This window comes from Kitasatospora putterlickiae, assembly GCF_039527695.1.
Classification (GTDB): Bacteria; Actinomycetota; Actinomycetes; order Streptomycetales; family Streptomycetaceae; genus Kitasatospora; species Kitasatospora putterlickiae.
This window is the reverse complement of record NZ_BAAAKJ010000524.1, coordinates 1-6,429: the sequence shown is the minus strand read 5'-3', so window position 1 is coordinate 6,429 and position 6,429 is coordinate 1. Positions and strand designations below refer to the sequence as shown.

8 protein-coding genes are annotated in these 6,429 nt (G+C 74.9%); 4 read left to right on the top strand and 4 right to left on the bottom strand.

Translation table 11 applies throughout. The annotated features are described in order from the left end of the window. Positions 1-213: 213 nt before the first annotated feature. Positions 214-774: a DoxX family protein gene (locus ABD308_RS38695; protein WP_344345693.1), complete on the bottom strand. Its 561-nt coding sequence runs from the start codon at positions 772-774 to the stop codon at positions 214-216. 182 nt (positions 775-956) lie between these two features. Between ABD308_RS38695 and ABD308_RS38690 the strand changes: the two genes are divergently transcribed. Beyond that, positions 957-1,592, top strand: a complete 636-nt coding sequence (locus tag ABD308_RS38690) for a MarC family protein (RefSeq protein ID WP_344345691.1) — start codon at positions 957-959, stop codon at positions 1,590-1,592. 38 nt (positions 1,593-1,630) lie between these two features. Here ABD308_RS38690 and ABD308_RS38685 read toward each other — a convergent pair whose 3' ends face one another. Both ABD308_RS38685 and ABD308_RS38680 read right to left on the bottom strand, forming a co-directional pair. Continuing rightward, positions 1,631-2,173, bottom strand: coding sequence for an NADPH-dependent FMN reductase (locus ABD308_RS38685; protein ID WP_344345689.1), 543 nt, complete (start codon positions 2,171-2,173; stop codon positions 1,631-1,633). Positions 2,174-2,195: 22 nt separating this feature from the next. After that, the gene (locus ABD308_RS38680; protein WP_344345687.1) at positions 2,196-2,630 is read right to left on the bottom strand and encodes an Lrp/AsnC family transcriptional regulator; all 435 of its coding nucleotides are present in this window, start codon (positions 2,628-2,630) and stop codon (positions 2,196-2,198) included. 189 nt (positions 2,631-2,819) lie between these two features. Between ABD308_RS38680 and ABD308_RS38675 the strand changes: the two genes are divergently transcribed. Both ABD308_RS38675 and kynU read left to right on the top strand, forming a co-directional pair. After that, positions 2,820-3,653: a tryptophan 2,3-dioxygenase gene (locus ABD308_RS38675; RefSeq protein WP_344345685.1), complete on the top strand. Its 834-nt coding sequence runs from the start codon at positions 2,820-2,822 to the stop codon at positions 3,651-3,653. A gap of 37 nt (positions 3,654-3,690) precedes the next feature. Then, entirely contained in the window at positions 3,691-4,944 is a 1,254-nt protein-coding gene (gene kynU, locus ABD308_RS38670) for a kynureninase (protein WP_344345683.1), read from the top strand. Positions 4,945-4,969: 25 nt separating this feature from the next. Here the strand turns inward: kynU and ABD308_RS38665 are convergent, their stop codons facing one another. Next, positions 4,970-5,923: a hypothetical protein gene (locus ABD308_RS38665; RefSeq protein ID WP_344345681.1), complete on the bottom strand. Its 954-nt coding sequence runs from the start codon at positions 5,921-5,923 to the stop codon at positions 4,970-4,972. Between the two features lie 64 nt (positions 5,924-5,987). On the opposite strand from ABD308_RS38665, the gene ABD308_RS38660 reads away from it, so the two are divergent. Then, the coding region (locus tag ABD308_RS38660; RefSeq protein WP_344345679.1) for a TetR/AcrR family transcriptional regulator at positions 5,988-6,429 on the top strand (442 nt) is incomplete at its 3' end.

The following is a 6,429-nucleotide window of genomic DNA, read 5'->3' as shown; positions in this document are numbered from 1 at the left end:
GCGGGGGCGTGCGGGTCCGCGGCGGTCGGCCGGGACGGGGCCGCGGGGCGGCTGGGCGGCTGACGGTCCATCGGGCTCCTCGATTCTGGCCGGCGGGTCTGGCCCGGCGCCGGACAGGACCGGCGCGCTTCCCCGCCCACGTTCCAGCCGCCTCGGGGCCGACGCCACCAGGGCTGGAGCGTTCGGGTGAGCCCGCGGAGCCGAGGGCCGGGCTCAGGAGAGCCCCGAGCCCTCCTGGGTCTGCGCCTCCACCGCCGCGCGCTCCTCCGCCAGCCGGACGGCGTGCCGGCGGCGGGCCACCACCCCGTACGCCGAGGCCGCGCTCGCCGTGAAGGCCAGCAGGCCGGTCCACGGCCGGTTGAACGTGTGCCCGGTCAGGTGGTCCAGCGAGTACCGGCCCGGTCCGGCCAGGCCCAGCGCCAGACCCGCCGTGCCCAGGAACGCCGGGTACTCGTAGCCGCCGGACATCGCGAAGAACCCGGACGGGGCGTGCACCGCGACCGCGCCCGCCATCGTCCCGGCCACCACCGCGCCGGCCACCGGCGTGGCCAGCCCGGCCACCAGCAGCGCGCCGCCGCCCGCCTCCCCGAGGCCCGCGGCCAGCGCGCTCTGGCGCGGCGGGTGGAAGCCCATCGCCTCCATCGCCTTGGCGGTGCCCTCCAGGCCGCCACCGCCGAACCAGCCGAACAGCTTCTGGGCGCCGTGGGCGACCAGCACCCCGCCGACGGCGCCGCGCAGGGCGAGCAGGCCCAGGTCGATACGGTTCAGAGCCATTTTCAAGTCCCCTTCGGGAGTCCTCCGCCACACGGAGGGGTGGTCCGGCTTCCATGGCAGCGGAAACCGCCCGGCGGCTCGACCCGGGACAGCCGTTCGGGCGAATTACGGCACGAACGGGAATAACCCGGGCCCAGGCGTGGCAGCCGGGCGGCGATGATCGCCGCGACCATGCTTGGCGCATGTTCGTCTTCGACCTGAGCAGCGCCTTCATCGCCTTCTTCGCCGTGGTCGGCCCGCCGAAGGTCCTGCTGTCCTTCGCCCGGCTGGCCTCCACCCGGACCTCCGGGGAGCTGCGGCGCCTGGCGGCCTGGAGCACGCTGGTCTCGGCGGTGATCGGCGTAGCCCTCGCCTTCAGCGCCGACTTCGTCACCTCGCTGTTCCACATCAGCGACCAGTCGCTGCAGCTCGCCGGCGGACTGATCTTCTTCGTCTACGCGGTCGCGCTGGTCTTCGGCGTCCACCTGGGCTCCGGAGCCGACGAGACGGACGAGCACCTGGCGAGTCCGATGGTGGAGGGGATCCGCGAGCTGCTGCTGCCCTACCTGGCCAGCCCGCTCGCGGTCACCGCGGTCCTGGTCGGCTCGCTCGCCAAGGACGACTGGGGCTGGCACGCCACCGTGGCCGGCGCGTACGTCGCCGTGGTGGCGATCAACTACGTCTGCGTCGCCGTGCTCGCCCCGCTGATGCTGCGCACCCACCGGACCTCGCTGGAGGTGGTGGCCCGGCTGCTCGGCCTGCTGCTCGCGGCGGTCGGCGCCGAGCTGTTCCTGGAAGGCCTCGCCGGGCTCGGCGTGCACCTGCCCGAGGAGCACTGAACCGGCCCACCGGGCCCGGCGGGGCGGGCGACGGCGGCTCAGGCGGACGCGGCCAGCCTGAGCAGGGCCTCCCCGATCCGGTCGCGCACCAGCGGATCGGCGACCAGCCCGTCCGGGCCGACGTCGGCGCGCGCCAGCGGCACCCGGACGCAGGCCGCCTCGACCACGGACGCCCCCGCGTGGCGCAGCACCGTGCCCAGCGCCGCCTCGGCGCCCAGGCCCCGGCCGGTCCCGGCGGCGTTGATCCAGGCGGCCGGCTTCTCCGCGATCTCGGTGCCGCCGACCGTCCAGTCCAGCAGGTTCTTGAAGGCCCCCGGCAGGGTCCCGGCGTACTCGGGCGTACAGATCAGCAGGGCGTCGACGGCCCCGACCGCCGCTCTCAGCGCGGCGACGGGCTCCGGCAGCGGGTCGGTGTCGAGGTCCGGGTTGTAGTGCGGCAGCTCCGCCAGCCCGGTGTAGTAGGTGGTCGCGACGCCCTCGGTGACCAGGGCCACGGCGGCGGCGGTGCGCAGCACGGTCTCGTTGACGGAGCCGGCGCGCAGGCCGCCCGGCAGCAGCAGGATGTGACGGTCGATCGGCATGGGCAGGAACCTATCGGCCTGCTCAGGGCGCGACCACCGGCCGCCAGGGAACGGGGCTGGAGAGGATCATCGAGCTGGCCGGCTGCCCGTAGCCGCCGAGGCGGTCGATCAGGGCCTCGAAATCGGCCATCGCCGGAACGGCGACCAGCAGCACGCAGCAGGCCCCGCCGGTGACCCGGTGCAACTGGAGCACCTCCGGCCAGCCGGCCACCTCCGGGTCGCGCAGCACGCAGCGCGGGCCGTAGCACTGGAGCTGCACCAGGGCGGTGATCGGCAGGCCGGAGCGGGTGAGGTCGACGTGGGCGTGGTAGCCGGTGATCACCCCGTCGGCCTCCAGGCGGCGGACCCGTTCGGCCACGGCGGGTGCGGACAGGCTCACCCGGCGGGAGAGTTCGTTGTAGGAGAGCCGCGCGTCGGCCTGCAGCTCGGCCAGCAGTCGGCGGTCGACGGCGTCCACGGCGGCTCCTGAGGGTGTGGTCCGGTTGGCTGGATCCCGCTGCTTTGCGATCGTGAAGAGGATCGGCGAAACGCCTCTCGAACGACAGGCGCGGCCGCGGTCACCGTGCCCGTCGCCCATTCAAATGCGCGCCGGACCGCCGCACAATGGGGCCCCGGTACTCGCCGATGACGTCTGGAGGGATCGGGCATGGGGCACGACACGGTGGAGAGGCCCAACCTGTCGTTCGGCCGGGCCGGCGGCGAGCCGGAACGGGGCACCCCGTACGCGCGCTACGTCCGGCTGGACGAGTTGCACAGCCTGCAGCAGCCGCTCAGTGAGACGCCCGCCGAACTGTCGTTCATCGTCACCACCCAGGTGATGGAGCTGCTGTTCGGCCTGCTGCGGCACGAGTGGACGCTCGCCCAGGGCGCCCTGCGCGCGGACGACCTGCCGGGCGCGCTGGCCGCGCTGCGCCGGGGCACCCACGTCCAGGACGTGCTGGTGGATTCCTGGGACCTGCTGGCCACGCTCACCCCGCGGGAGTTCAACTCCTTCCGCCCGCTGTTCGGCGAGGCCTCGGGCTTCCAGTCCGCGGCCTTCCTGCACCTGGAGTTCCTGCTCGGCAACAAGAACGCCGCGCTGCTGAACATGTACCGGGACAGCCCGGGGACGCTCGCCGAGCTGACCGCCGCGCTGCGCTCCCCCGGTCTGTACGACGACGCGCTCGCGCTGCTGGCCCGCCGGGGCCTGGCCGTGCCGGACACCGTCCGCGAGCAGCGGCACCAGGCGGACGACGCGGTCGCGGCGGCCTGGCGGCGGGTCTACACGGAGGCGGAGCACGCCGGGCTGCTGCCGCTGGCCGAGGCGCTGCTGGACGTCGCCGAGCGGGTGACCCGCTGGCGCCAGCGCCACCTGGCGGCGGTCAAGCGGGCGATGGGCGGCAAGCCCGGGTCGGGCGGCTCCAGCGGCCTGGCCTGGCTGCGCCGCTCCGCGGAGCAGGACGTCTTCCCGGAGCTGTGGGCGATCCGGGACGGGCTGTGACGGCGCCGCGCGCGGCGGGCGTCAACCGGTGGCGGGCATGGGCGACACGATGGAGGGGCAGGGCATGATCACGCGCGAGGAGTGCGCGGCGCTGGACGCCGCCGACCCGCTGGCCGCGTTCCGCGGGGAGTTCGCCCTGCCGCCGGGGGTGATCTACCTGGACGGCAACTCGCTCGGCGCGCTGCCGGTCCGCACCCCGGAGCGGGTGCGGGCGGTGGTCGAGCGGGAGTGGGGCCGGGAGCTGATCCGCAGCTGGAACGACGCGGGCTGGTTCGAGCAGCCGTACCGGCTGGGCCGGCGGATCGCCCCCCTGGTCGGGGCCGCCCCGCAGGAGCTGGTGGTCTGCGACACCACCTCGGTGAACCTGTTCAAGGTGCTGGCGGCGGCGCTGCGGCTGCGTCCGGGCCGCTCCGCCGTGCTGGGCGACCGCGCGGCCTTCCCGACCGACCTCTACATCGCCGAGGGCGTGACCGGGCTGGTCCCGGGCGCCCGCAGCGTGCTGATCGACCCGGCCGAGCTGGACGCGCACCTGGACGGGGACGTCGCCGCGGTCGTCCTCTCGCACGTCGACTACCGGACCGGCGAGCTGCTGGACATGCCCGGGATCACCGCCCGGGTGCGGGCCGCCGGGGCGCTGATGATCTGGGACGTCTGCCACTCGGTGGGCGCGCTGCCGGTCGAACTCTCCGCGAGCGGCGCCGACTTCGCGGTCGGCTGCACCTACAAGTACCTGAACGGCGGCCCCGGCTCGCCGGCCTTCCTGTACGTCGCCGAACGGCACCTGGCGGCCGGTCCCTCGCAGCCGCTGAGCGGCTGGTTCGGACACGCCCGCCCGTTCGCCTTCGAGCCCGGCTACCAGCCCAGGGACGGCATCGGCCGCTTCCTCACCAGTTCGCCCTCGCTGCTCGGCCAGGCCGCGCTGGAGGCCGCGCTGGACGTCTGGGAGCGGGCCGACCGGGACGCCGTCCGGGCCAAGAGCCTGGCCCTGACCGATCTGTTCATCGGCCTGGTGGAGGACCTGGACGGCGTCGAGGTGGTGACCCCGCGCGAGCACGCCCGGCGCGGCAGCCAGGTGGCGCTGCGGCACGCCGACGGCTACCCGGTGGTCCGGGCGCTGATCGCCCGCGGCGTGATCGGCGACTTCCGCGCGCCGGACCTCATGCGCTTCGGCTTCACCCCGCTCTACCTCTCGCACACCGAGGTGTGGGACGCGGCGCGCCACCTGGCGCGGGTGCTGGACAGCGGCGAGTGGAAGGACGAGCGCTTCTCCCGGCGCGGCGAGGTGACCTGACGGCGCGCTGACGGCGCCACCGCCGTCAGACCACCGTCAGCTCCTCCACCAGCCTCCCGTACACCGCGAAGGCCCGCTTGGGCGTGTAGTCGTCCCTGAGCAGGCCGAAGCGGTGGAACGGGCCCGGGCCCGCGCTGTCCGCGTCGCGCAGGCCGAAGTGGACGTAGCCGGTGAGGTTGAGTTCGCCGGCGAGGCCCGCGACCGTCCGGACCACCTCCTCGACCACCTCGGCCTGCCGCCGTTCCGGGCGGTCGGGGCCGGTGGGCCAGCCGTGCTCGCAGACCCGGATCGGCACCGCGGGCCCGATGCCGGCCCGGGTGACGACCTCGCGCCGGAAGCCGGTGAGCACGGCCGCGACCACCTCGCCGAGCCGCGCGGCCGGGACCGGCCGGAAGACGTCGGGGAAGAAGTCCAGGCCGACGTAGTCGAGCGCGCGGTGGAACCGCTCGTCGGCGAGTTCGCCGAGGGCGGGCCAGAACGGGTCGGCCGGGTCCGGGCTGAACGCCGCGTTGAACCCCACGGCGAGGTCGAGGCCGAGCGCCAGCGCCTCCTCCTTGGCCGCGACCACCCCCTCGACCAGGGCCCGCCGGACGTTCGGCACGGAGCCGTCGAGCACCGGGGAGTCGGCGTTGGGCTCCTCGCAGATCTGCAGCGTGCCGATCCGCTCCCCGCCGGTGCGCACGGCCCGCCGGACGAAGTCCGTCCAGCCGTCCAGGTCGCCGTCCGGAGCCCGGAACTGGAGGACCAGGTCGAGCCGGCGCCCCTCGTCGGCGTACCGCTCCGGGGCGGCCGGGGTCGGCGGGGTGGCCGGCCCCGCGGGGTACGAGCGGTAGGCGCGGACCAGCAGGGTGGGCGCGGCGCCCTGGAGCGCGCGCAGCGCGGCGGTGATCCGCGCCGGGTCGTCGGGGCGGACGGGGGTGATCACACGGCTCTCGTCGCCGAGCAGGCCGCCGGGGTAGACGCCGAAGGTGAAGGTCATGGGATCCACCGTAGTCCAGATTTCTGGCGTCACTACAAGTTTGGTGCGGCACTATGATTTCCGCATGGGGCTTCGCGAGGAGAAGAAACGGCAGACCCGGACCCTGCTCGCCGACACCGCGACGGGGCTGTTCGCCGAGCACGGGTTCGAGCAGGTGACGGTGGCCGACGTGGCCCGGGCCGCCGGCGTGGCCGTCACCACGGTGTTCAACTACTTCCCGACCAAGGAGGACCTCTTCTTCGACCGGCAGGACGAGGTGGTGAACCGGCTGGCCCTGGTGGTGCGGCGGCGCCCGGCGGGAAGCTCCCCGGTCGACGCCGTCCGGGCGGAGCTGCTGGCCGGGCTGGACACCGGCGAGCCGACGTACGGGCTGGACCCGCGGGCGGTGGCGTTCTGGCGGACGGTCGAGGGCAGCGCGGCGCTGCGGGCCCGGCTGCTGGAGCTCGGCGAGCGGGCCGAGGAGGCGCTGGCGGCCGCCCTGGCCGAGGAGGCGGGCCTGCCGGCCG